Below are 26,101 nucleotides of genomic sequence, written 5' to 3' on the forward strand. Positions count from 1 at the left end.
ATTGTTACGCTGACGTTTTCGCATCTTCTTGAATCACTGTACCGTCTTTTAAAATAAGCTTTGGCGGCTCGCCATCTGATACCGTTTTTCCGGTAATAATACATTTTTCAATGTCATCGCGAGAAGGGAGGTCGAACATCACATCAAGCATAATTCCTTCAATGATTGAACGAAGACCCCTCGCTCCGGTTTTTCTTTCAATTGCTTTTTTCGCAATCTCAGACAACGCTTCATCTTCAAACTCAAGCTCAACGTTATCAAGCTCAAGCATTTTTTTGTATTGCTTTGCGAGTGCATTTTTCGGTTTCGTAAGAATTTCTACCAATGCATCTTCATCTAACGGTTCAAGGCTGGCGATTACCGGCAAACGACCGATAAATTCCGGGATTAATCCAAATCTCAACAAATCCTCAGGGAGCACTTTGCTTAGAAGAACTTTTTTATCAAGATCTTCCTGTTTGTTGTCAGAACCGAATCCAATCACTTTGCTTCCTAAACGGCGCTTAATAATCTGTTCGATTCCGTCAAAGGCTCCTCCGCAAATAAAGAGGATATTTGTAGTATCAATTTGAATAAACTCTTGATGAGGGTGCTTTCGTCCTCCTTGAGGCGGTACGCTGGCAACGGTTCCCTCGAGAATTTTCAATAGCGCTTGCTGGACGCCTTCACCTGAAACGTCACGGGTGATAGACGGATTTTCTGATTTTCTTGCCACTTTGTCAATTTCGTCAATGTAGATAATGCCTTTTTCCGCTTTTTCAACATCATAGTCAGCAGCTTGAATAAGCTTCAAAAGAATGTTTTCTACATCTTCACCTACATACCCCGCTTCAGTTAAAGAAGTGGCATCGGCAATGGCAAATGGAACGTTCAGAATCCGGGCAAGCGTTTGGGCAAGCAACGTTTTTCCGCTTCCTGTTGGCCCGATCATGCTGATATTACTTTTAGAAAGCTCCACATCATCTACTTTGCTATTGCTGTTAATACGTTTGTAATGGTTGTATACCGCAACAGCAAGCGATTTTTTTGCCTGATCCTGCCCAATCACGTATTCATCAAGAATCGTGCGGATCTCTTGTGGTTTTGGAACATCTTTAAATTCAACTTCTTCTTCTGTTCCAAGCTCCTCTTCCACTATTTCTGTGCATAATTCAATGCACTCATCACATATATAAACCCCAGGTCCCGCAACCAACTTGCGTACCTGATCTTGAGTTTTGCCGCAAAACGAACATTTTAGCTGTCCTTTTTCTTCGTTAAACTTAATCATACTGTCACCCCTTATATCTTTGGTCACTCAGGAAAACTTTAGAAATCGCAGGGCTTTCCCCTTGTATGTATTGCATTTTACCATACTTTCCAAATTGACGGTAATGTTCTGTTTCGGAAGCTGCATATTCTATATGTATGACGAAATCCTGACAATATCTATCTTTCCCAAAGAAATGCCAATCAATCATAATGTAGAAAAGAAGGCACGAATGATTCGCGCCTTGCTTTACTTATGTGTTTACTTTTCATGTTACCTGTTTTTTAAAAAAAATGCAATTATTTTAACATGTTCAGACAATCACGCAGCCTGTCCCTTTTAACTTGATTTTATAAAAACAAGGCACGATTCGATCATGCCTTGCTTTGGATAACGAGCTTATCGATGTTTAATTATTTTCTACAAGAAAATCAATTGCTTTTCTAACCTTCAAGTCTTCTTTCATTGCATCAGTTGAACCGATCGCTTGCTTAATGTTTTCAACCGGCATATTGTATGCTTCAGCCATTTTTGCAAGCTCTGCTTCTACATCTTCGTCAGATACTTGAAGATTCTCCGCAGCCGCAATCGCTTCTAACGTAAGATTTGATTTTACACGTTTGTTTGCATCCTCAGACATTTGTTCTTTCAAAGCATTTTCATCTTGACCTGAGAATTGTGTGTAAAGCTCCATATTCATTCCTTGCATTTGCAGGCGCTGTTCAAATTCTTTAAGCATACGGTCAAGCTCGGTTTCTACCATTACTTCAGGGACCTCAACTTCCGCATTTTCAGAAGCTTTTAAAACAAGCTCTTCACGAAGTTTAGCGTCTGCTTCATTTGCTTTCGTTTCTTCAAGCTGTTTTCTGATTTTTTCAGTTAATTCAGCAAGTGTTTCTACTTCTTCATCTGCGTCTTTAGCAAATTCATCGTCAAGCGCAGGAAGCTCTTTCGCTTTAATTTCATGTATTTTCACTTTAAAGACAGCAGGCTTTCCAGCTAGATCTTCTGCATGGTATTCCTCAGGGAATGTCACTTCAACATCTTTTTCTTCCTCTGTTTGAAGGCCGACTATTTGCTCTTCAAATCCAGGGATGAATGAACCTGAACCAATTTCGAGTGAATAGTTGTCTGCTTTTCCGCCTTCAAATGCTTCGCCGTCTACAAAACCTTCAAAGTCAAGAACGACAGTGTCGCCTTCTTCAACTTTTCCGTCTTCTTTTACGACAAGCTCCGCCAAACGGTTTTGACGAGATTTTAAATCATTATCAACATCTTCATCTGTCACCGTAGCATCATCTTTTTCTACTTGAAGGCCTTTGTATTCTCCAAGTTTTACTTCAGGCTTTACTGTTACTTTTGCCGTAAAGATAAGACTTTCGCCTTTTTCAATTTTTTCGACATCGATTTCAGGACGGTCAACCGGCTCGATTCCAGCTTCGTCAATTGCTTTCGGATATTCAACCGGCAAAAGAATGTCTAGAGCATCTTGGTAAAGAGACTCGACACCAAAGCGCTGCTCGAATAGACCACGCGGTACTTTTCCTTTACGGAATCCAGGGATTGAAACCTGCTTAACCACTTTCTTAAATGCATCGTCTAGTGCTTTAGAGAACGTATCAGCGTCTACTTCAACTGTAAGAACTCCTTGATTTCCTTCTTGTTTTTCCCATTTTACTGACATTTATTTCCCTCCAAAATCTATTCAATTTGTGTCTAAAGTCCATTTCTGAAACAATGTGATCACTGCCACAATTCATCACTTATCAGCGCTCATTATGTATAATAAAATAACAATGAATTTCTGAATTAGGTGTCAAAATGGTCTTGACACAATATACTTTCCGTAAATGCAACCATTACATTATAACACAATGGCGCATCCTTTCAACCATAACCGATTTTACAAATAAGAAATTTCCTCGATTTCCTTAATGAATGCACATGCTTCAGTAAATCCATCTGACTGAAAGTCATACAACATATGAAGCTCTTCTAATCCGATTTCGATTCCGTACATTTCGTAACCAACCTTATGCAGCGCAGCCGCCCACAGCTGCTCACTGTATTGTTTAGGTTCAAAAGGGTAAATTACATAAATATGCCTTCTCCACAGCTCTTCTACCGCATGAAATAACGTCGGATTTTCATTTCCAAGCGTATCATCAAGCAAATTAAGCACCTTTCCGAGAATCGGCATCGCATCTGGTTTTGTTTCTTCAGATGGGTTTATGGAAATCGACTCGCCGAATTTTGCAACCTGCATTTCTTTTGCATACTCATGATCAGCTAACAGCTGCAATATCATCGTTTTGATAACCGGATGTGCATCAGGGTTCTGAAGGATTGTTCGCAATAGCCCAATGTGTTGCGATAAATTACGGTCCTTAAGTGAATGAATGAAGGCAAGCTGTTCAGACTCGTTAGTTAAAATCTTATCTGCCTGTACAGATTCATGAATCATTTCTTCGTCAAACAGAAGATCATTTTCTTCTTCATTAATCATTCTCCTGCTAAACTCCAGCAGCTTATAAAATTGTTCAGCATTCTCAGCAGGCATCTTATTTTCTTCCAGCACCGCTTCAATCGTTTTTTTCACGATCGAAAACTGTTTCAGCTGAATCAGGATTGTCATGTATACCTGCAATACGGTAAAATAATCGCCGATGCCTTCCTTCAGCATTCGTTCGCATATTTTTTTTGCATCTTCCAGCTCGCCAAGCTCAAGGTAGCATATCGCCATTCCCAAATACATTTCAGACTTATCTTCTACCCTGTATTCCATTGCCTCAGAAAAAAAGCCTAACGCATCCCGATATTGTTTTGCTTTCATAGCACTCATGCCTTTTTCGACAAGACGATCTTGTACGTTTGGAAACGGTATTATATTGCTGGTTTTCTTTTCATTCTTCATTTCCAAGTTCCTTTCAGGCATTGATTTTCTACAAGTTTACCAACACCGAATGTCAATGACAAGCGAGAAGAAGGAAACGAGAGCATCGCCTCTTCAATTCTTCCCAGAAATGATGAAAAAAACCGCCGGCAAGAGCCGGCAGCTAAGAAGTTTACAGCCATGTCTTTCTTTGTTGTTCAAATAAGGCAATCTCATCTTCCAATAACAGCGTTAATGAAATTTCATCGTAACCATTTACCAGCATTTCTTTCCAATGCGGGTCAACGTCAAATGAAATACGCTTCTCTTCACTGTCAATAATTACTTGGTTTTCAAGATCAATAGTTATTGATTTCGATTGATTTTCATAATCCTCTATCAAAGTCTTCCACTGGTCAAACGGAAGGCGGATCGGCAGCATACCGTTTTTGAAACAGTTTTGATGGAAAATATCAGCGAATGAAGGCGCGATAATGACCTGAAAGCCATAATCGCCAAGTGCCCAAGGAGCGTGCTCTCTCGATGAACCGCAACCGAAATTTTCACCTGCCAAAAGGACTGATGCTCCTTCGTATGCCGGCTGGTTTAACTCGAAGGACGGATTCGGGCTTCCGTCAGATAAATAACGCCAATCAAAGAAAGCGAACCGGCCATATCCCGTTCTCTCAATCCGTTTCAAAAATTGTTTTGGGATAATTTGATCAGTATCGACATTAATTCGGTTTAAAACTGCAGCTTTTCCTGTATGCTTTGTGAATGGCTTCATGATGCTCTCCTCCTTACACTACCGTTTTTTCTTTAAAATATTTTCTCACATCAACAAACCGGCCATGGATCGCCGCAGCAGCCGCCATTGCAGGACTAACTAGGTGGGTTCTCGCCCCTTTTCCTTGTCTGCCTTCGAAATTCCGGTTTGAGGTGGAAGCGCAGCGTTCCCCTTCCGGTACCACATCGTTATTCATGCTTAAGCACATGCTGCATCCTGATTCTCTCCATTCAAACCCGGCAGAAATAAAGATCTGGTCAAGCCCTTCTTTTTCTGCTTGAGCCTTTACTTTTTGCGAACCAGGAACGACAATCGCCCGAACATGGTCTGAGACTTTTTGCCCCTTAACCAATTCTGCTGCCTGTCTTAAATCGGTGATTCTTGAATTGGTGCACGACCCGATAAAGACATGGTCAATCGTAATGTCTTCAATTTTCTGATTCGGAGTGACACCCATATACTCATAAGCTCTGACTGCCTCTTTACGATCCTCATCAGCACCAAAGCTTTCCGGTGATGGAATAGACTGATCGACAGGAAGCACCATTCCCGGGTTGATCCCCCAAGAAACCATAGGCGAAATTTCATTTCCTTCTATTGTAATTGTACGGTCATATTCCGCTCCGGGATCTGATCTTAAATTCTCCCAATCTGCTATGGCTTTTTCCAGCTCTTCTCCCTTTGGAGCATATTTTCTGTTTTTCACATATTCAATCGTTGTTTCATCTGGCGCGATGAGCCCTGCTCTGGCTCCACCTTCAATTGACATATTGCACACAGTCATCCGTTCGTCCATTGACATATTTCTGATCGCTTCGCCAGTATATTCGATAATATGGCCTGCTCCAAATTTAACTCCATATTTTCCGATACAATAAAGAATAACGTCTTTTGCCGTTACTCCCTTTTCCAGTTTTCCATTAATACGGATTTCAAGAGTTTTCGGCTTTTGCTGCCACAGGGTTTGAGTTGAAAGCACGTGCTCCACTTCACTCGTTCCAATTCCAAACGCCAACGCTCCGAAGGCTCCGTGTGTTGATGTATGGCTGTCTCCGCATACAATGGTTTTCCCCGGAAGAGTCAGGCCAAGCTCCGGACCGATAACATGGACGATCCCTTGATCTTCACTTGTTAAGTCTGCCAATCGTATACCAAATTCCTGGCAGTTTCGTTCTAGAGCACTTACTTGCCGCTTGGCTACTTCATCATGCATGACAAAACGATTGACCGTTGGTATATTATGATCCATCGTTGCAAACGTATTTTCCGGGCGCCGTACTTTGCGGTCTTTTTGCCTTAGCCCTTCAAACGCTTGGGGTGATGTCACTTCATGAATCAAATGCAAATCAATATATAATAGATCTGGTTTCCCTTCTTGTTTTTTGACAACATGCTGGTTCCAGATTTTCTCTATGATAGTTTGGGGTGCCATGACCCTTGCCTCCTTTTTAAGACGTTCATTTTTTGACTTTTACACATTCGCGTATGCAGCCGCTAATGCAGCTTTCACGTCCTCTGTTATGTCACTTGTTGTATTGAAAGCTTTGTTTCTCGTTAAATCTTTCGTTCGTTTTCCAGCTTCAAGCACATTCTTCACTGCCTGTTCAACAGCCTTTGCCTCGCTTTCGAAACCAAATGAGGTTCTTAACAGCATAGCCGCAGATAGAATGGCTGCAAAAGGATTCGCCACATTTTGGCCGGCGATATCAGGAGCTGAACCGTGCACTGGTTCAAAGAGATGGAGTCCCGAGCTTGAAAGGCTGGCTGACGGAAGCATTCCAAGAGAACCAGTCAGCATGGAAGCTTCATCGCTTAAAATATCGCCGAACATATTCTCAGTAACAATGACATCAAATTGAGAAGGAGCATAAATCAATTGCATCGCTGCATTATCTACAAGCATATGCTCCAGCTCCACTTCAGGGAACTCACGGGCGATCTCGTCTGCTGTTTCACGCCACAATTTACTCGATTCAAGAACATTTGCCTTATCAACAGATGTGACTTTCTTTTTGCGGGCAGCAGCCATTTTAAATGCTTCTCTTATGACTCTTTCCATTTCTTCTTTTTTATAAAAAAGTGTATCGACCGCAGCAGGCTCACCTTGTTCATTCACGTACCTTTTGCTTGGTTCGCCAAAGTACAATCCTCCGGTTAATTCACGAACAATGATAAAATCAACGTTTTCAATGTATTCTTTTTTTAACGGTGAGGCTTCAGACAAGCTTTCAAACACCTTTACGGGACGAACATTCGCATATAAATCAAGCTTCTTGCGGATGGCAAGCAAACCTTTTTCAGGTCTGAGATGTGACGGATTTTGATCCCATTTCGGTCCGCCAACCGCTCCTAAAAGGATGGCATCTGCTCCGCTGCAAATGTCGATCGTTTTTTCGGGAAGCGGAGAACCCGCATGATCAATCGCATCTCCGCCAATTTGGCCAAATTCAAATTGAAACTCGTGTCCGAAATATTGAGCGACGCTTTTTAGTATCTCAACAGCAGATGCTGTTACTTCTGGACCTATGCCGTCTCCCGGCAATAGCGCAATTTTCTTCTTCAAGATGGCAGCCTCCTTATCCAACTGTCTTTGTTTCTACTGCTGAAGTTTCTGTAGTTGAAAAATACTGGTTGGAATCCTTTAATAGCAAAATTCGATTGACAGCATTAATGTAAGCTTTCGCTGATGCTTCGAGAACATCTTGAGCTACGCCTCTGCCGGATCCTTCTTTTCCCTCGAATAGGACTTGAACATAGACTTGCGCAAATGCGTCTCTTCCTTTTCCATTCGACTGAATCCGGTAATCAAGCAGCTGAACTTCCTCGCCAATACAGCGCTCCAGTGTGTTGTACACTGCTTCGATGCTTCCTGTTCCAGTCGCCGCTTCATGGATGACCTCATCCGTAAACTGGTTTCGCAGCGTCGCAGTTGCCGTAGGAACCTGTGATGTTCCATAATTAACCTGCAATCCTTCTAAATCATACCCTGCTTTTCTGCTGCTTACTTTTTCTTCGAGTACAATTGCAATTATGTCCTCATCGGTAATTTCTTTCTTCTTAGCGGTAAATTCTTTGAATATTCTGAAAAAATGATTGACTTCCTCTTCCTCGAACTGAAAACCCAGTTGTTTAAGCTTGTCTTTAAAGGCATGTCTGCCAGAATGTTTTCCTAGAACGAGTGCATCTGTTTTTACTCCGACTAATTCTGGGGAGAATATTTCATAAGTCGTTTTTTCTTTTAAATATCCATCCTGGTGTATACCTGATTCATGAGCAAACGCATTGTCGCCAACTACTGCTTTGTTGCGCGGCACCGCCATCCCAGTCAGATTGCTGACTAAGTCGCTGGTCCGTTTTATTTCATCTAATTTAAGTCTCGTTTCTGCCTGATAAAAGTCTTTTCTAATATAAAGAGCAACTGCGATTTCTTCTAATGACGCATTCCCTGCCCGTTCGCCGATTCCGTTTATGACGGATTCAATTTGATCAGCACCGTTTTCAATTGCTGCAAGCGAATTCGCAACCGCCATGCCTAGATCGTCATGACAATGAGCAGAAAGCGTTACATTATCTATTCCAGGTACATTTTCTTTTATATATTTAAATATGTTTCCGTATTCAGCCGGCGCCAAATATCCGACGGTATCAGGCAGGTTAATGACATCCGCCCCTGCTTCAATCACTTTCCCTACAATTTTCGCCAAATAACCCAAGTCCGTTCTGCATGCATCCTCTGCCGACCATTGGACAATTGGAAATTTGCTCTTTGCGTATTTCACCATTTCAACCGCTTGCTCAATGACTTGTTCGCGTGTTTTTTTCAGCTTATACTTTAGATGAATATCCGACGTAGCGATAAAGATATGAATTCTTGGACTCGCTCCGTCCTTCAATGCTTCCCATGCAGTATCAATGTCACTTTTCACAGATCTTGCCAGCCCGGTGACCGAACATCCTCTTATTTCCCTGGCAATTTCCTGGACTGATTGAAAATCGGCTTGGGAGGAAGCGGGAAAGCCCGCCTCCATAACATCTACCCCAAGTCTTTCCAATTGTCTTGCAATCGCCAATTTTTCTTCAGAGTTTAGGTTGACTCCTGGTGATTGTTCACCGTCTCGAAGAGTAGTATCGAAAAAATTAATTTTTCGCACCGCTGCTCACCACTTCCTGTTTTGAACCTTTTTGGTTTTGCTTCACAAACGGCATCATTTCACGTAATTTCCGGCCAACCTCTTCGATTTGATGTTCACTTTCGTTTTGATTAATTGCACTGAATCGAGGGCGGTTCACTTGGTTTTCAACCAACCATTCTTTCGCGAACGTACCTGTTTGAATGTCTTTAAGCACTTCTTTCATTGTTTCTTTTACTTTAGCATCTACGACACGCGGACCTGATACGAAGTCTCCCCATTGAGCAGTATCAGAAATTGAATATCTCATTCCTTCTAAGCCGCCTTCATACATAAGATCAACAATCAGCTTCAGCTCGTGCAAACACTCAAAATAAGCAATTTCCGGCTGATATCCTGCTTCAACCAAAGTTTCGAAGCCTGCTTTCACAAGTGAAGTTAATCCTCCGCAAAGAACGGCCTGTTCTCCGAAAAGATCCGTTTCTGTTTCTTCTTTAAACGATGTTTCAAGAATACCTGCTCTGCCTCCACCAATTGCTTTTGCATACGCTAGTGCTACATCCTTCGCTTCACCAGTAGCATCTTGGTATACAGCGAATAGTGCCGGAACACCCGCTCCTTGTTCGTAGGTTCTTCTTACTAAATGTCCAGGACCTTTTGGAGCTACAAGGAATACATCAACATCGGCCGGAGGAACGATTTGATGGAAATGAACATTAAATCCATGGGCGAAAACTAGTGATTTTCCTGCCGTTAATTCATCTTTAATTTCTTCGTGATACACTTTGTATTGCTGCTCGTCTGGTAGCAATACCATGATGATGTCTGACTGTGCAGCTGCTTCTTTTACTGTGTAAACCTTATGGCCGTCTTCTTCAGCTTTATCAAAAGATTTTCCTTTTCGTACACCGACAACGACGTCTACTCCGCTTTCCTTCAGATTCAATGCGTGTGCATGGCCTTGAGAGCCGTAACCAATAATCCCGACTTTTTTACCTGTTAATTTGCTATCGTTAATATCACCGTTATAATATACTTTTACCATTTGACTCTCTCCTTTTGTGTTATATGATTGATATTGTTTTTATGGTTGACGGGGATGCCTGTGTACCTCTGGCAAACGCCGTTGTTCCTGTTCTTGCAATTTCTTTGATTCCGTATGGTTTTAATAATTCAATGAGTGCCTCTATTTTCGATGACTCTCCTGTTGCCTGAACAACAACACTTTCTTTGCTGACATCAACAATTGACGCCCGAAACGGTTCAATAATTCCGTTGATCTCCATCCTTGTTTGAGGTGGTGATGCAACTCTTATCAGCGCCAGCTCTCTTTGAATAATTGATTGATTTGTAATATCCGAAACCTTTAGAACATCAATCTGCTTATTCAGCTGTTTCGTTAATTGTTCAACGTCTCTTTCTTCCTTTGCATTGACAACAAATATGATTCTTGAGACGCCTTCCGTTTCTGTATGGCCGACGCTTATGCTTTCAATGTTGTAATTTCTTTTCGTAAACAGCCCGGTAATGCGATTAAGCACTCCCGACCGGTTAAGAACAGTCAGTGTGATAATTCTCTTCATGATGGTTTTACCCCCGTCATTTGTTGAATTCCTTTGCCGGGTTCAATCATCGGCATTACTTTTTCATCCGGTGCAACATGGACGTCTATGACGACAGGCTCATTCGACTGCAGTGCACTTTTCAGCTTATCTTCGGCTTCTTTTTCGGATGTAATCCGAACACCTTTGATTCCATAGGATTCAGCAAGCTTTACAAAATCAGGCTGGTTTGAAAATTTTGAATATGAGTATCGTTCTTCATAAAAGGATTCTTGCCATTGTCTAACCATTCCCAGACATTTATTGTTTAATATAACGACTTTGATCGGCAAGTTCAGCTCATAGATCACTCCCAGCTCCTGCAGCGTCATTTGAAAGCCTCCGTCACCGACAACAGAAACAACCGTCGTGTTTCTTTCTGCAAGCTGCGCCCCTATAGCTGCCGGAAGGCCAAATCCCATCGTTCCGAGTCCTCCGGATGTCACCCATCTGTCAGCCTTTTGGAAAGGATAAAACTGTGCGGACCACATTTGATGCTGGCCGACATCTGTTGTAACAATCGCTTCGCCCTTCGTAAACTTGTGAATGTATTCGATGAGCTTTTGCGGTTTAAACCCTTCTTTATCCTCTTGATACCATAGCGGATATTCCTCTTTCCACTCTTTAAGCTTTTGTCTCCATTCGCCAGAGTCACCAGGTTTTCCATTTTGGTTGATCAGCTCCTTTAATACGAGCTTACTGTCACCAACCACCGGAATTTTTGTTTCGACATTTTTGCCAATTTCCGCCGGATCGATATCAATGTGTGCTACCTTTGCGTGCTTGGCGAAATGCTGCAGATTCCCTGTTAAGCGATCATCAAATCTCGCTCCTATGCTAATCATCAGGTCGCATTCATAAAGCGCCATATTAGCCGTATACGTTCCGTGCATGCCTCCCATTCCAAGGAATAAAGGATGGTCTGCTGGAAAACCGCCAAGGCCTAGAAGCGTATGGACAATCGGAATTTGCTGCTGTTCTGCATATTCTTTTAACTGTGGAGCTGCTTTCCCATGCAAGACACCTGCTCCTGCAAGAATTACCGGTTTCTTCGCACTGCTTACAGCTTCAACCAGCTTTCTGATTTGAAGATGGTTCGGTTCAAGCTTAGGGTTATACCCTGGCAGATCTATCTCATGATCATAAGTGAAATCATCCTCAACGACTGCAATATCCTTAGGAATGTCAATCAGAACGGGACCCGGTCTGCCGGTTGATGCAATATGGAATGCTTCCTTAATGATTCTTGGCAGCTCTTTCGGATCTCTTACCTGATAGCTATGCTTCGTTACCGCCATGGTGATCCCGATTACATCTGCTTCCTGAAAGGCATCGGAGCCTATTAGTGTCGTTGCGACCTGTCCTGTAAAAACAACAAGCGGCAAAGAATCAATCATTGCATCGGCAAGCCCCGTCACCAGATTCGTTGCTCCTGGTCCTGATGTAGCAATTACCACTCCTGGTTTTCCTGATATTCTTGCGTATCCTTCTGCTGCATGTATGCCGCCTTGCTCATGGCGGGCAAGAACATGAAACATTCCGGAATTATAGAGTTTATCGTAAATTGGAAGAACTGCTCCTCCAGGATAACCAAAAATCACTTCAACGTTTTCTTTCTTCAATGACTCAATAAGCATCTCAGCACCGGACAATTTCTTGGTACATTCGGAAGTCTTTGCATCCAATTGTACTTTCATCCCCATTTTGTAAGCTCCTCCTTTAAGGCGAATCATTTTTAATCTTTTTATTTTTTATATAAAATCAAAAAAAATACCTTTCCACCCACAAATGACACTATTTTTAAATAGGTCAAAAGGGGCGAAAAGGTTTTCTATAGCTTTTCGCGGTACCACCCTAGTTCACAGCCTGAGGCTGTCTTATGGATACATGTCGTATCCGCTTTGGTAACGAGTCAGCGCTTCTTATTCTCTGACCCGGCCGGCCTTACTTCATTTCAGGGCGGCACTCAGGAGGTGAGTTCGCAAACGAAGTGGATCACCGGTTTCCAGCATTCCCGGCTCTCTGTAAGATCCTTCCTTCGAGGCTACTTATCCTCTTCAACGTTTTATCATATTAACTTACACTTAAGCTTTGATCTTTGTAATTGACTTTTTCGCCTTCCTCTGTGACACGTTTGCGGAATTCTTCCAATAATCGGTTCGTATGGACACCTGGCCTGCCGTTTCCGATCACACGCCCGTCTACCTTAATGACGGATATCACTTCTGCAGCAGTTCCAGATAGAAAAACTTCTTCCGCAGTATATACATCGTGTCTTGTAAAAGGCTCTTCACTAACTTCATATCCCATTTCTTTCGCATATTCTATAATAGCATTTCTAGTTATTCCTTCAAGTGCACCGACATATCCTGGCGGCGTCAGCAATTTTCCATTCTTATAGATGAAAATGTTATCAGCAGACCCTTCAGCGACATAGCCTTGATCATTCAGCATCAATGCTTCGCTTACACCAGCTAAGTGAGCTTCAATTCTAACAAGTACATTATTTAAATAGTTTAATGATTTGACTTTCGGGCTCAATACATCCGGACGATTACGTCTAGTTGGGACTGTGACAATATCGATTCCGGTTTCATAGAGACTTTTTGGAAAAATGGCTAACGGTTCAACAATAATGACAATGCTCGGCTTATGGCATTTATTTGGATCTAAGCCCAAATCGCCTTTTCCCCGTGAAACAACAAGACGTATATAAGCATCTTTTAATTGATTCTTTTCCACTGTATGCAAGACAAGTTCAGTTAATTCTTCTATACTATATGGGATTTCCAGCAGAATGGACATAGCTGATTCATACAGCCGCTTCATATGTTCTTTCATTCTGAAGACATTCCCATTATAAACCCGGATCCCCTCGAAAACACCGTCTCCATACAGAAACCCATGATCATAAACTGATATTGTGGCATCTTCCTTCTTAACGAACTTATCGTTTAAGAATATCCACTGTTCTCTTTGGCCCTCCATTGTTTGAAGCACCCTTTCTGTAAATAATGACAAGATGAATAGCTAGTCAGGTTCTGTACAGGATGTCTGTACAACATCATTTGCTATCTTTTGTTGAACTCATCTTACGCCGCTTTATTAGCAGTGTCAACCGTATTTTTTAAAATTATTAGACTATTTTGACTTATACATGATATTGTATCCGCTTACAATATTGATTTAACAGGAATTTAAAAAATAAAAATTTTTTTATGTTTTTTATATTTAATCGTATAGGAATCGAAGACCTTTTAAAATAAATTTGACACATTTACTGACAAAAAAAATAATATTGCTGACAATTATCCCTTTGTGATTGTATGATCTAGCCGTTTCTGATTTTATTCTCCCAACGTTTATATATATATCGTCCTTTCATCGGCTTTTATCCTCCCAACGTTTATATATATCGTCCTTTCATCGGCTTTTATCCTCCCAACGTTTATATATATCGTCCTTTCATCGGCTTTTATCCTCCCAATCTCGAAATTTATCCTCCCTTAGCTCTATTTTTTTCTGCAAATGATGTACAATTGCAGGATAGTACACTAGTCAGGAGGCTTCGCGAACATGACACATATTCATTTAACCGCGTTAGGATTGACTCTCATTTTATTTTTTATTGTTTATGCGTTGTTTGCTGCAAAAAAGCACAAAATCGCAGTCGTTCTTCATCAGATCCATCGAATCACTTACTTATTTGTCATTATGACCGGGTTTATTTTGCTGCCGATGCTGCCTTTTTCTCTCGGGCGGATCTCTAAGGTTGTGTTAGGTTTACTTACTATCGGAGTGATGGAGATCGTACTAGTCCATAAATCAAAAGACCATATCAAAGTACGTGATTGGCTGTTCTTCGTTATTTTCTTAATTGTCACCATTGTTGCAGGTTTACTGCTTCCTTTGGGCTTTTATTTATTATGATGAGAATTTAGTACTCAATCTGAAAAGACACATTCCCTTCCGTCAGGGCTTTACCTATGAAATAGCTTTATCTTTCTCTGCATGTTTTATCTAAATGGATTGGCGTTTTTCGATCCATGCAGTAAGGCTGCAGCAATTGGATAAAGCTCTGTAGGCTCAAGCCCTGCTCTTATTCTTTTAAAGCGTTTACTTTTCTTCCGCTTTAGAAGATGCGGTTTCCCTTGTTTATTCTCCAATCACCTGTGGTAATAAAGATGTGTAGCTCCCTCTCTACATAAGAACAATCAAATTGGATCAAACTAAAATGAGGAGGGTCACTATGAGGCATCATCCATTAGGACATACAAGGTGGTTAATTTCAGGCTTACTTAGCAGTATGGTTGTTCTAAATTACTTAGACAGGGTTGCGATATCAGTTGCAGCGCCCGCCATTCAAGAATCCTTTCATTTAAACGGCACAGAGTTAGGGATTGTTTTCTCAATTTATACATACTCCTACACTTTGATGCAGATTCCTGTTGGCAGTTTATTGGACAGGTTTGGGGTCGCTTGGGTTACACGGCTCGGGATGATCGTTTGGAGTTTTCTAACGGTTTTAATGGCTTTTTTGCAAGGGAAACTGATTTTGTATATTGTTCGCTTTCTCATCGGAATCTCCAGCGCTTCTGCTTTCCCGGCAGCCTCTAAAGCCACGGCTGCATGGTTCCCCCCGAGTGAACGTGGATTGGCTAATTCATTATTCGATTCAGCCGCAAAATTTTCAAATGTGTTAGGAGCACCTTTGGTTGCTGTTCTTGTTACAAGGTTTGATTGGCGAATTGCATTTTTGACGATAGGTATTATCAATGTTTTATTCACGCTTTTGTTTTGGCTTTATTATGAAAATCCTGACCGGCACAAACGGATCTCAAAAAATGAGCTCCATTATATTCAAAAACATAATACAATTCCTAGTGAAAATGCGACTCACGGGATGACTTTGCTTCTTTCCACTTTATTTCGAAATAGAAAAGTCTGGGGTCTCATGATCGGGTTTACGGGATACGGTTATACCTTTAACCTGCTCTTAACTTGGATGCCGACTTTTTTTAAGGATCGTTTCGGCATGGATATTATGTCGTCAGGATTGCTTACTGCAGTTCCTTGGTTGATTTCGACGATTTCCGGGATTGCGGTCGGCGGATGGCTCGTTGATTCCCTATTAAAAAAAGGGTATCAAGCGACAAAAGTGTACCATACCATTATCATCATCGGCATGTGCTTAGGATTTGTTTTTTTGGGAGCGATTCTAACCGATCAAGTCGCGATTGCAATTATCTGCATCTCTATCGGATTGGCAGGAATCTCTGCTACCGCGCCAATCGGCTGGTCTATCGCAGCAGAAATCGCTCCTGCAGGATCTGTTTCACTTCTCAGCTCAATGGTTAATCTGGCAAATAATTTGTTCGGCGGAATTATTGCCGTTGCTTTAACTGGCTATCTTTTGGATGCTACAGGTTCCTTTACGATGAGTTTCATCGTCGCAGGAATCGTCTTATTAGTAGGTTTGTTTTTCTATATTTATGTTCTCGGTGATATCGAACGGATTCAAATTCCGGGTAGAAAGCCAAAAAGGGGCCGCTGATTGCAGCCCCTTCTTTTTTTGCGGGAATTTGTTTAAAGAATCTTAAGGTCTGTCACATTCTCAAGATGAATGGGCGGCTGGATATCACTTGAAGCATCTGTGATCCATAATTTTTTCGATAGCATTTCAAGCCGGCAAATTCTTCCCTCGCATATGTGCAGATCTCCTTCCTGAAAATAAGTGACTTGAATCGGCTTGGCAAACTCCATCGCCTCATGAAGGATGCGATCCATTTCCTCGAGCTGATCGAAATCGAGAGCCGGCCGGATCTTTTTCTTTTGCATTTGTTTTCGTTGCAAAAGCGCTTCTTTATGCTCCGGCAAAAACATTCGGCTTCCCTCCCAAAGCATATTGCCTCTTCTTAAATGCTCGCTCATTTATAATGCCCTCCTATTTTAGCGGCGCGTTCATGGGCTTGCCCCGCAGCTGTTTTTGAAACCGCTCTGATGACAGCTGTCTCGCCAAATCGGGTTTTTATCTCATCCATCACATAACCGAGGCTTCTCTTTTTCAGCAAATCATCAAACAAATTAAGCTGCAGCATGCTATCCGTTGAAAGCTGGGTAAGACTGACCCCCAGCCGCCGCACGGGCTGCCGGTCCCAAAATTTTAAAAAGAGCTCGGAGACGGCTCGAAACACATCTGCCGTATGATTTGTAGGCTCCGGCAGCTTCATTTGGCGATGAAAACCGGTCGGGAAATCAAAGTCGGCGCCGCGGCAGCTGACGGTTACAGTCTGTCCCGTGACTCCAACATGCCGGCTTCTTTTGCACACTTCTTCGCTTAGTTCAAGGAGTATCACTTTAATTTCCTTCTCAAAGTCCACGTAATCCTTTGGCAGGGTCATTCCGTGCCCGATTGCTTTTTGTCCGTTTAATGACGTTTTCGTAACAGGCGAATAGTCAATGCCGTTTGCCGTCATCCAAAGCACATGGCCGACGATACCCCATCTTTTCTTTAAAAGCTCCAGCGGAAAATGGGCAAGGTTTCCGATTGTGCTGATTCCCATCCGGTTGAGATGATTCCTCATCCTTCCTCCCACACCGAACATTTTTCCTACAGGCAGAGGCCACATGTGGGTCTGCAGGTTTTGATCATGCAATCGAAAAATGCCATTTTCGTTTTTTTTCGCGAAATTGTCACACGCGATCTTCGCCAGCACTTTATTTTCTCCGATCCCGACTCGGGCATATACGCCGATTTCCCTCATAATTCGATCCTGGACATTCCTTGCGATTTCTTCCGGTTGTCCGAAGAGCTTCAAGCTTCCTGTCACATCCATAAACTGTTCATCAATCGAATACGGCTCGACAAGATCTGTATATTGCTCAAGAATCTCTGTAATCTGCAAGGACACATCAATATACCGCTGCATTCGGGGCCTTAACACAATGGCTTCAGGACATTTTTGCACAGCTTCCCAAAGCCTGGAGGCATTTTCTACCCCTTTCTTTTTGGCAATCGGACAAGCTGCGAGTACGACTCCGCTTCTCCTTTCCGGATCCCCCGATACAATCACAGGATGCTTTTTTAAATGGGGGTGCTCTGCTTTTTCAACAGAGGCATAAAAGGATTGCATATCCACTAAAAAAATGACTTTTTCCTTCAATAAAGTCACCTCCAAAAGGGAACAAATGTTCTGTATCACTATTATATATGAAATAAGATCGATTTATAACTAGTAATTATTACCTATGGGAGAAAAAACGGGATGGAGAAGCAGTAGGAGATGCGAAGGTAATTTCTTTTGTGTTACAGTTAGGACATAACGATTGGGGGTGCAATCGATGTTTAAAAAGCTTTTTAAAACCATAAAGCAATTTTCAGGAAGCGGCAGCGACCGAAGAAGAAGGCGACACTATAGTGACAGCAGCCGCAGGCACTATCGCTCCCGGAGCAGTTCCGGATACAACAGAAAGTATAATCCATACGGCGGCAGCAAGCGCTACAAGCACAGAGGCCATAGCAGCAGCTGATTTCCACCCTCACTTTTGCTGCCTTATCGCCCGATGAATGGCTTGCTGGACCTGTTGTCCATTAACAAACTGTTCTTCAATTCCGAGCAGCCGCTTTAACAACACTTTTGTTTCCACTCGCAAGACAAGCTCTTCTGTCCAAGGAAGGGCTTTTTTACTTTTTTGTGTGTAATCTGAATAAAGCAAAAACAGAAGCAGATCACCCAGATCGTAGTAGTCATCCTGCCTGAGCTTTAAGTCATCTTCTGTCTGGGCATTGTTTGACTGGTGAATCGCCAGACCAAAATCAATCAGGTATACCTGATCCTTCGTTACTACAATGTTGGGAATCCGCAAATCGCTGTGAAAAATGTGCTGGCTGTGAAGGTAATTAACAATTTCCGCGATGTCACGAACAAGCATAAGCGCCTCTTTTTCGTTAAATCGTTCCTTTTTAGAAAACAGCAGCTCCTCCAGGTTTTCACCTTCGATATACGTCATCGCATAGAAAGAATGCCCCTTAAAGGGAAAATCGCCAAGATAACGCGGCATTAGCGGGTGACGCAGCCGTTTCATCAATTCGACTTCCGTAGCAAACCGCTTTCGCTCCCTTTTGAAAAGGGCTTTGCTTGGTCGAAGCTGTTTGATGACGCACAGTCTATTTTCAGGCAGATCAAAAGAAAGATAAGCGATGCCGTAGCTGCCCATTCCGATCAATTTTTTGATTTGATACGTATTTGCTACAATCGTGCCTTCCTCTAGCGGCCGATCATATATCCACCGGGTTAATGTTTTCAAAAATCTCATAGAAACCTCTTTTTATGTAGTGATATTGTCATCTCATTTTACCATACACGGGCGGACTGATTATAAGGCGGTGCTCGCCAGTTTGTTTTTACATTCCCTTAACAAACGGTCTCATTCCTCTTTTATTAGAAGATTCATCTTCTGTTTTTCACTTACTAACATCCAATAATGGCACTTTTTATAAAACCGGTTTAAGAAAAATATTATAAATTTATTATGAAATTTGTTAATTTCATAAGGTTTTAACGTTAGGAAAACAATAGATGCATAAAAATTTTCATAAATTTCATTTTCAGTTAATAAAACCGGTTTAATATTTAGATCGAGGAGGTCAGTCCATGGCAACAATCAAAGATGTAGCAGAACGCGCAGGCGTTTCAAAAGGAACTGTGTCCAATGTTTTCAGTGGGAAAAGACCAATCAGCAATGATGTGCGTGAACGGGTTTTAAAAGCGGCAAGAGAACTGAACTACAGAGCAAATTATTTGGCACGCAGCTTAGCCGTACAGGAAACAAAAATTATCAGTCTGAGTATGGTACGAGGCAGCAACAAATTCAGCCCCTTTCACCTTTCTTTATTAAATGGGGTTTTGAACGAATGCACCGAGCATGGATATCGCCTATTGGTCAACAAGCTGCTTGACGAAACAGCCGAAAAGCAAGAGTTTGCGGCTGCCGATCCGATAGACGGAGAAATTATTTTAGATCCTTCAGAAAGTGATTTGCGTATCCATGAACGCTTAAAACAAGAGATCCCCTTTGTGCTCATCGGCAAGCCTGCGGATAATTTCGAAACAGCGATTTCATATGTAGACAACGATAATCAACAGATCGCCTTTCAAATCACCTGTCATCTTCTCGAATTAGGGCATAAAGACATTTTGTTTGTAAACTCAGGCAAAGAACGGACCGTCAGTAAAGAAAGAGAAAAAGGCTACAAAAAAGCGCTGGAAGACCATGCGCTCACTTTTCGCCAGGGCATGGTTAAATACAAAATAAAAAATCTTTCTTCTCAAGAATTTGCTTATGAAACTATGATGGATATGTTTCAATCACATGAACCCTTGACCGCTGTCATTACCGACTCAGATCAAATGGCATTGGGCGTTTATCAAGCGGCAAGAGATTCAGGGATCACTATTCCTAAAGATTTATCTGTTATTTCTTTTAGCAATGACGTTGCTTACCTTGATCACTTTACACCTTCTCTAAGCTTTGTCAATTTACATTCAGAATTACTAGGAAAAGAAGCGGCAAGAGCTTTGCTCGATCTGTTAGGAGCAAAGGATAGAGTCGTAAAACGGATGATTGTACCCGCCACATTTGTCGAACAGGGATCGTGTGAAAAACCGGCAGCACTTTTAAAAATCGAGGAGGAAACTTAATGTTATCCGAAAAAAAAACCGTTTTTGTACCCTAAATCAATAGTCATCCTGGCCTTAATTGCCCTTTTGCTTAGCGCTTGTTCGAATGAAGCGAACAATGAGACGGGTGCCGAAGGCTCTGAAAACAAAAAGGTAAGAATGCTGACCACGGTTGTCGGCGGCAAGGATGATGCCGAGCAAAAACTATTTGTCGAAGAAATTGAAAAAAAGACAGGATTGGAAGTCGAAATGGTGAAACCCCCATCCGATTATGATCAAAAACTGTTAACATCTATTTCTTCAGGAGAACAATATGATCTTATTTATTTAACTAAAAATTTGATGGATGTGCTCGTCGACCAAGGAGCTTTAAAACAGATAAATGAACAAATCGATGGTTCAAAGATACTGTCAGATAAGGCTGTCATCCCTGATGAAGAGTGGAATCAGATTACATATGATGATGGTGCTGTATACGGAGTATTTAACAAGCTGGAAGGCGGAACAATGCCGATTATCCGCCAGGACTGGCTGAAGAAGCTAAAACTAGAACAGCCGAAGACATTGGATGAGTATTATACGGTTTTACAAGCATTTACCAAACAAGATCCGGATGGAAACGGAAAAGATGACACATATGGTTTATCAACTGCCGGCTTGTATGACCTGCAGCCATTCTTCAGTGCAACAGGCGTCAAATACAAATATGTCATCGACAAAGACGGAAAACGGACGATTCCTTATTCTACAGAAGCGGCTGTACCAGTATTTGAATGGCTGAACAAGCTGTATAAAGAAGGTATCTTGGATCCTAATTTTGTGACGAACGATACGTCAAAAATGCGGGAACTATTTTTAACGGACCGTGTCGGTGTCGTTACGTATTGGGACGCATGGGTCGGTTTGTTTAACAATATGGCTAAAAAAGAAAAACCAGACACTTCCTTTGAAGCGAAGGGTATAACAGGTGCAGAAGGTCCTGAAGGATTTATGCTGAGACGCGGGGATCCAAGCCTTTTCGCCATTCCTGCCAATGCCCAAAACGTCGAAGGCGCGATGAAATTTCTTGAATTCTGGCATTCTGAAGAAGGCAACCTGTTAAGCACACTGGGTATTGAAGGCCACGATTATACCGTAGAAAACGACAAATATAAATTAACAGATAAGGGAGAAGAACACGGGATGGATCATGGTGTTGTTACCCCAAACAACAGTCACTTTAAAAATCCAATCGGCCTGCTGCCGGGAATGGAAGAAGCGAGAGAAGTCGTAATGAGCAATAACTCGACATTAGAAATCTCTACAGGAGACTGGCCGGAAGCAGAGAAAATTGTAACAAAGTATGCATTCAGTGCGATTACAGGCGACATGCCGGCTGGCGATGCAGTGAAAACGATGCATGATGAATTGCTTTCCGCCGGCTTAATTGATCAATAACCAAAATAAGGAACAGGAGAGAGAAAGAATATGCTTCCTCTTCTCCTGTTATTTTATGCACAGGGAGACGTAAGCCTTGAAACTGATACAGAAGCATTTCAGCTTATATTTAATGTTTGTGCCAATATTGCTTTATTTTTGTATTTTTAATTTCTATCCATTAATCAGCGGATTTATGATGAGCCTGCAAAAATTCCGGCTGATCGGCGACCGGCCGTTTGTCGGGCTTGCTAACTACAATACCGTTTTGAATGATCCCGCTTTTTGGCAATCTCTTACGAACACTCTTTGGATTGGCGGCGGCATTTTATTGTTGGGATTTGTTGCGCCTATCATTACAGCGCTCGCTCTGAACGAAGTATTGCATATCGTTTTCAAACGATTTATCCAAACGGTCATTTACATCCCGCACTTGTTTTCATGGGTTGTTGTCGGAGGGATATGGATTTTTATATTGTCGCCCGACGGAGGACTTGTCAATTCAATCCTTACGTTACTCGGAAAGGAAGAAATCACCTTTCTGACAAACAAAGATTATGCAAGGCCCATCATCATACTCTCCGCTGTATGGAAGGATATGGGTTATAACTGCATTATTTATTTAGCAGCCATTACTGCGATCAACCCGACACTGTATGAAGCCGCTCGAATAGACGGAGCAAACCGGATGCAGGAAATTCGGCATATCACCCTGCCGCAGCTGATCCCGACGATGAAGATCGTTTTTTTATTGAATTTAATGGGGGTATTGCGGATTTTTGACCAAATTTTTGTCATGAGAAATCCAGCGATTGCCGGCCAGGTTGACGTATTGATGACGTATGTGTATGAAAAAGGGATTTTAAACTTTAATATGGGCGTCGCCTCTGCCGCTTCCTTTCTGGTGATTGCCGCAACCCTTGTTTTAGTGTTTATTACCAGAAAAGTTACGAAATACGATTTGGAGTGAAACCATGAATCAGCGAAAAATAGGAGAACAACAGGGATCGGTTCTTGTCCGTTGGGGAATTTACTTATTTCTTAATGTATTAGTTATCACTATGATTTTACCGATTTTGAACAGCTTTGTCGTTTCCTTTAGTTCCAATGTCGCTTCCATGCAAACTGGTTTAAAGCTTTGGCCGTCGGAATGGAGTCTTGAAGGCTATCAAACCGTGTGGACAAAAATGGAACTGTGGCTTCCGTTTGTCAACAATTCAATTGTTACTGTAGCAGGCACAATCATCCACGTGTTTTTGGCTTCAATGGCTGGTTACATGCTAATTCAAAAAGGACTGCCTGGAAAAAAATTTATGGTTACTTTCATTATGCTGACGATGGTTGTGCCTTCTGAAACAATCATGATTCCATTGTATATCGTCAATAAAGATCTCGGCCTGCTAAACACCCTTTCCTCGCTTGTTTTATCAGGATTGGTATCAGGTTTTTCTATTTTATTGATGCGCAATTTCTTTTTATCTGTCCCGGACAGCATCGCAGAATCAGCGCGCATCGATGGTGCAGGAGATTTTTTTATCTTCTGGAAGCTTTATTTGCCGATTGCCAAACCCGGATTGATGACCGTACTGCTGTTTGAATTTGTAAGCAGATGGAATCACTTTACCTCTGCTCTCCTTTATATTAATGATCCCGACAAATATACACTGCAAATTGCTTTGCAGGCGCTGGTCATTGGATCGGATTCAACATCTACAAGCACATTTTTCACACCGAATGTACGGATGGCAGGAATCATGATTGCTTTGATTCCGTTGCTGGTGATTTATCCGTTCGTCCAAAAATATTTTGTTAAAGGAATTTCATTAGGATCCACAAAAGAATAATGAACAGGAGGAGAATCGTTGGAACAGCTGCTTACACTAACTCGATTGATCACAAAAAGCGAAGAAAGAAACTATATCGAAATCCCTTTTGCGATAGAAAACGATTTGTCCCGGCTAATGGTAAAATATGAAGTTATCAGTCAAGGATCAGATCCCTGCGTCGTCGATTTGGGAGTGAGAGACCAAAGCCGAGTCAGAGGTTGGAGCGGCGGCGCTCGAAGCGAGTTTTATATCGGGATTGATCAGGCAACCCCGGGCTATACACCAGGGGACTTGAAAGCTGGAGAATGGGCGATTCTGTTAGGTGCCTACAGAATCGCCAAAGAAGGCTGCATTGTTAAGCTGACGATTATTTCCGAAGAAAAACCTTTATTGCAGAAATCTTGGCTGAAAGGTGATCTACACCTGCATACGATCCACAGCGACGGATCTTATCTGGTCAGGGAAAATGTTCAAATCGCCGCCCAGCACGGGTTAGATATTATTGGCGCCATGGACCACAATGTGACAAGCCAAAATGCAGAGTATGAAAGTTTCGGTGACATTCTTAGTATTCCAGGCATGGAGCTGACAACCTACGAAGGACATTGCAATTTATTCGGTGTTAAGGAACCTGTTCTCGATTTCCGTGCCCAAACAACGAATGAGATGAAGAGCAAGCTACAAGAAGCGAAAGAAAAGGGGGCACTTATATCGATCAACCACCCTTTTGACGACGGCTGTCCTTGGAATTACGGCTTCGATTTGGAATTTGATGCGGTAGAAGTGTGGAACGGTCCATGGCGGGAATGCAACGAAAAGGCAGTTCAGTGGTGGCATGAACAGCTTGTAAGAGGAATGAGGATACCAGCAGTCGGAGGAAGTGATACTCACCGTCCGGATCCGTATGTCCGGCAAGGCTATCCAACGACCCGTATTTATGCAGAAAAATCAGTAGCAGGAATTCTGTCAGCGATTCAAGCAGGGAACGTCACGTTGTCTTATTCACCTGATGGCCCCGCTATTGAGCTGAGAGCTGATCAAGCGATAGCAGGCGATCTTTGCAAGCCGGAGCAAGAAGTATCCGTAAGCATATCCGGACTTGAAAAAGGTGACGAGATTAAAATTATTTCGAATAGGGAAATTGAGTATACACTTGTGGTTGAATCCGGGCAATCAACCTTTCACTACTTATGGCAGCACGTAAAAGAAAGGTTCTTTTACCGGATTGAAGTGTGGAGAACGTTTCCTGCATTCGGCAAGAAAGGAATGGCCGCTTTAAGCAATCCGATTTATTTTCCACGAGAAACCATCTGATCCTTTGGCAAAAGTATCGCGTGAACAGCCAAACACAACTGTGTTCCCTGCATACACAAAAAATTTTCTTGTCATTTTATGCTTAAGCGGAATTGCCAGTAGTTTATCAACTATTTTTGTGAATGTATATTTGTATAAAATTTCCCTTACCATATTCGAAGTCGTTTTATTTAATTTTTTTTCCTATCTCATATGGGCACCTGCTTTTGTTGTCTCAGGAATGATCAGTAAAAAAATCGAACGGAAATTTTCTCTGATTATCGGCAGTATTTTTCAGCTTGTTTTTTACTTTCGTGTACTTCATCTCGGAACGGAATCCGTCAACCACGTAATTGAATTGGCGACGCTGTTTGGTATCGGTTCAGGATTTTTCTGGTTGTCGGTAAACACATTGACAGTCGATTATACAACAAAACAAAACCGCAAATGGTTTAATTCTGTTAACGGAATTTGTACGTCTTTGACCCAAATGATCGGCCCATTGCTCGGCGGATGGATCGTTGAGTTTCTGCCCAGCTTAATCGGCTATCAAATCATTTTCAGTTTCTCTCTTTTTTTCTTTGCCATTGCGATAGCACTTGCTTTTTTTCTGCCGAATTTCGGGGAAAAAAGCTGTTTTCAGTGGAAATCCGTGGTAAAGATTCATATCGACAAGGAATGGCGATATCTTGCTTACTCCTTTACATGCCTTGCATTTCGGGACGGCGTCATTTCTTTTGTGATTTCTCTTTGGGTATTTATCGTCACGGGCAGTGAGAGAGTACTTGGCAATTTTGCTTTTATGACCACGGCCTTGTCCATTGTTACTTATTATATGATCGGCAAATTCAGCAATGAAAAACAAAAATGGCCGCTGATTATTTTGGGAAATGTGCTGTTAAGTCTGTCATTTGTCGTGTTGTCATTCGATGTCAACCTTTTCTCACTAATCGTATACGGGCTTGTCTCTGCCATTTGTATTCCAATGTTCACTGTTCCTTTTGATACGTTATCATTAAACTCGGTTTCAAAGTTTGACCAACAAGGCAGGCTGAGGATCGAAATGGTAGTTGCCCGGGAAATGGCACTTAGTGTGGGAAGAATCGTGAGTGTCGGAGCATTAGCTTTCATCTATGGCTTCAGTGCTCATCCGGCAAAAATTATTCCTTGGTTTTTAATTCTGCTTATTATCGTCGGAAGCATGTGCATTGTGTTTCTAAAAAGATATAAATATACGTTATAAGCTT

Annotated in this window: 23 protein-coding genes; 9 read left to right on the plus strand and 14 right to left on the minus strand. The window is 41.9% G+C overall.

Going from position 1 to position 26,101, the window contains the following annotated elements; translation table 11 throughout:
• Nucleotides 1–4: 4 nt before the first annotated feature.
• The 11 genes from clpX to ilvE form a co-directional block, all read right to left on the minus strand.
• A complete protein-coding gene (gene clpX, locus AM592_RS09850) occupies nucleotides 5–1,270 on the minus strand; it encodes an ATP-dependent protease ATP-binding subunit ClpX (protein WP_053603645.1) in 1,266 nt (421 codons plus the stop codon).
• A 388-nt stretch (nucleotides 1,271–1,658) separates the two neighbouring features.
• A complete protein-coding gene (gene tig, locus AM592_RS09855; protein WP_053603646.1) occupies nucleotides 1,659–2,933 on the minus strand; it encodes a trigger factor in 1,275 nt (424 codons plus the stop codon).
• A 219-nt stretch (nucleotides 2,934–3,152) separates the two neighbouring features.
• On the minus strand, nucleotides 3,153–4,163 hold the full coding sequence (locus AM592_RS09860; protein WP_053603647.1) for a tetratricopeptide repeat protein: 1,011 nt from the start codon (nucleotides 4,161–4,163) through the stop codon (nucleotides 3,153–3,155).
• 151 nt (nucleotides 4,164–4,314) lie between these two features.
• Nucleotides 4,315–4,908, minus strand: coding sequence for a 3-isopropylmalate dehydratase small subunit (gene leuD / locus AM592_RS09865; protein ID WP_053603648.1), 594 nt, complete (start codon nucleotides 4,906–4,908; stop codon nucleotides 4,315–4,317).
• Between the two features lie 13 nt (nucleotides 4,909–4,921).
• A complete protein-coding gene (gene leuC / locus AM592_RS09870) occupies nucleotides 4,922–6,340 on the minus strand; it encodes a 3-isopropylmalate dehydratase large subunit (RefSeq protein WP_053603649.1) in 1,419 nt (472 codons plus the stop codon).
• A gap of 39 nt (nucleotides 6,341–6,379) precedes the next feature.
• A complete protein-coding gene (gene leuB, locus AM592_RS09875; protein WP_053603650.1) occupies nucleotides 6,380–7,471 on the minus strand; it encodes a 3-isopropylmalate dehydrogenase in 1,092 nt (363 codons plus the stop codon).
• Nucleotides 7,472–7,484: 13 nt separating this feature from the next.
• On the minus strand, nucleotides 7,485–9,059 hold the full coding sequence (locus AM592_RS09880) for a 2-isopropylmalate synthase (protein WP_053603651.1): 1,575 nt from the start codon (nucleotides 9,057–9,059) through the stop codon (nucleotides 7,485–7,487).
• Nucleotides 9,046–10,083, minus strand: coding sequence for a ketol-acid reductoisomerase (gene ilvC / locus AM592_RS09885; protein WP_053603652.1), 1,038 nt, complete (start codon nucleotides 10,081–10,083; stop codon nucleotides 9,046–9,048). Before ilvC ends, AM592_RS09880 begins: the two co-directional genes overlap by 14 nt.
• Before the next feature lie 19 nt (nucleotides 10,084–10,102).
• The gene (gene ilvN / locus AM592_RS09890) at nucleotides 10,103–10,621 is read right to left on the minus strand and encodes an acetolactate synthase small subunit (RefSeq protein ID WP_053603653.1); all 519 of its coding nucleotides are present in this window, start codon (nucleotides 10,619–10,621) and stop codon (nucleotides 10,103–10,105) included.
• Nucleotides 10,618–12,342 (minus strand): acetolactate synthase large subunit, encoded by a 1,725-nt coding sequence (gene ilvB / locus AM592_RS09895; protein WP_053603654.1) that lies wholly within the window; start codon nucleotides 12,340–12,342, stop codon nucleotides 10,618–10,620. Before ilvB ends, ilvN begins: the two co-directional genes overlap by 4 nt.
• A gap of 370 nt (nucleotides 12,343–12,712) precedes the next feature.
• Nucleotides 12,713–13,627 (minus strand): branched-chain-amino-acid transaminase, encoded by a 915-nt coding sequence (gene ilvE / locus AM592_RS09900; protein ID WP_053603655.1) that lies wholly within the window; start codon nucleotides 13,625–13,627, stop codon nucleotides 12,713–12,715.
• Nucleotides 13,628–14,215: 588 nt separating this feature from the next.
• Here ilvE and AM592_RS09905 point away from each other — a divergent pair.
• Nucleotides 14,216–14,569, plus strand: a complete 354-nt coding sequence (locus tag AM592_RS09905; protein WP_053603656.1) for a DUF1516 family protein — start codon at nucleotides 14,216–14,218, stop codon at nucleotides 14,567–14,569.
• A gap of 319 nt (nucleotides 14,570–14,888) precedes the next feature.
• On the plus strand, nucleotides 14,889–16,193 hold the full coding sequence (locus AM592_RS09910) for an MFS transporter (protein ID WP_053603657.1): 1,305 nt from the start codon (nucleotides 14,889–14,891) through the stop codon (nucleotides 16,191–16,193).
• 32 nt (nucleotides 16,194–16,225) lie between these two features.
• On the opposite strand, the gene AM592_RS09915 is transcribed toward AM592_RS09910, so the two are convergent.
• Together AM592_RS09915 and AM592_RS09920 are read right to left on the minus strand one after the other, a co-directional pair.
• Nucleotides 16,226–16,570 (minus strand): YolD-like family protein, encoded by a 345-nt coding sequence (locus AM592_RS09915; protein ID WP_053603658.1) that lies wholly within the window; start codon nucleotides 16,568–16,570, stop codon nucleotides 16,226–16,228.
• Nucleotides 16,567–17,772 carry a DNA polymerase IV gene (locus AM592_RS09920; protein ID WP_245213031.1) on the minus strand — a complete coding sequence of 402 codons (1,206 nt, stop codon included), beginning with the start codon at nucleotides 17,770–17,772 and terminating at the stop codon, nucleotides 16,567–16,569. The genes AM592_RS09915 and AM592_RS09920 overlap by 4 nt, the downstream gene beginning before the upstream one ends.
• A 208-nt stretch (nucleotides 17,773–17,980) precedes the next feature.
• Here AM592_RS09920 and AM592_RS09925 point away from each other — a divergent pair, with 208 nt between their 5' ends.
• Nucleotides 17,981–18,169, plus strand: coding sequence for a hypothetical protein (locus AM592_RS09925; RefSeq protein WP_053603660.1), 189 nt, complete (start codon nucleotides 17,981–17,983; stop codon nucleotides 18,167–18,169).
• Between the two features lie 9 nt (nucleotides 18,170–18,178).
• On the opposite strand, the gene AM592_RS09930 is transcribed toward AM592_RS09925, so the two are convergent.
• Entirely contained in the window at nucleotides 18,179–18,955 is a 777-nt protein-coding gene (locus AM592_RS09930; protein ID WP_053603661.1) for a protein kinase domain-containing protein, read from the minus strand.
• Between the two features lie 338 nt (nucleotides 18,956–19,293).
• Between AM592_RS09930 and AM592_RS09935 the strand changes: the two genes are divergently transcribed.
• From AM592_RS09935 to AM592_RS09960, 6 genes are all read left to right on the plus strand, one after another.
• Entirely contained in the window at nucleotides 19,294–20,340 is a 1,047-nt protein-coding gene (locus tag AM592_RS09935) for a LacI family DNA-binding transcriptional regulator (protein ID WP_053603662.1), read from the plus strand.
• A gap of 24 nt (nucleotides 20,341–20,364) precedes the next feature.
• Nucleotides 20,365–21,756 carry an extracellular solute-binding protein gene (locus tag AM592_RS09940; protein ID WP_053603663.1) on the plus strand — a complete coding sequence of 464 codons (1,392 nt, stop codon included), beginning with the start codon at nucleotides 20,365–20,367 and terminating at the stop codon, nucleotides 21,754–21,756.
• Between the two features lie 76 nt (nucleotides 21,757–21,832).
• Nucleotides 21,833–22,705 (plus strand): ABC transporter permease subunit, encoded by an 873-nt coding sequence (locus tag AM592_RS09945; RefSeq protein WP_053603664.1) that lies wholly within the window; start codon nucleotides 21,833–21,835, stop codon nucleotides 22,703–22,705.
• 4 nt (nucleotides 22,706–22,709) lie between these two features.
• On the plus strand, nucleotides 22,710–23,579 hold the full coding sequence (locus tag AM592_RS09950) for a carbohydrate ABC transporter permease (protein ID WP_053603665.1): 870 nt from the start codon (nucleotides 22,710–22,712) through the stop codon (nucleotides 23,577–23,579).
• A gap of 18 nt (nucleotides 23,580–23,597) precedes the next feature.
• Nucleotides 23,598–24,875, plus strand: coding sequence for a CehA/McbA family metallohydrolase (locus AM592_RS09955; protein WP_053603666.1), 1,278 nt, complete (start codon nucleotides 23,598–23,600; stop codon nucleotides 24,873–24,875).
• Nucleotides 24,876–24,879: 4 nt separating this feature from the next.
• Nucleotides 24,880–26,097, plus strand: a complete 1,218-nt coding sequence (locus AM592_RS09960) for an MFS transporter (protein ID WP_053603667.1) — start codon at nucleotides 24,880–24,882, stop codon at nucleotides 26,095–26,097.
• Nucleotides 26,098–26,101 lie beyond the last annotated feature (4 nt).

The organism is Bacillus gobiensis (assembly GCF_001278705.1).
GTDB classification, from domain to species: domain Bacteria; phylum Bacillota; class Bacilli; order Bacillales; family Bacillaceae; genus Bacillus; species Bacillus gobiensis.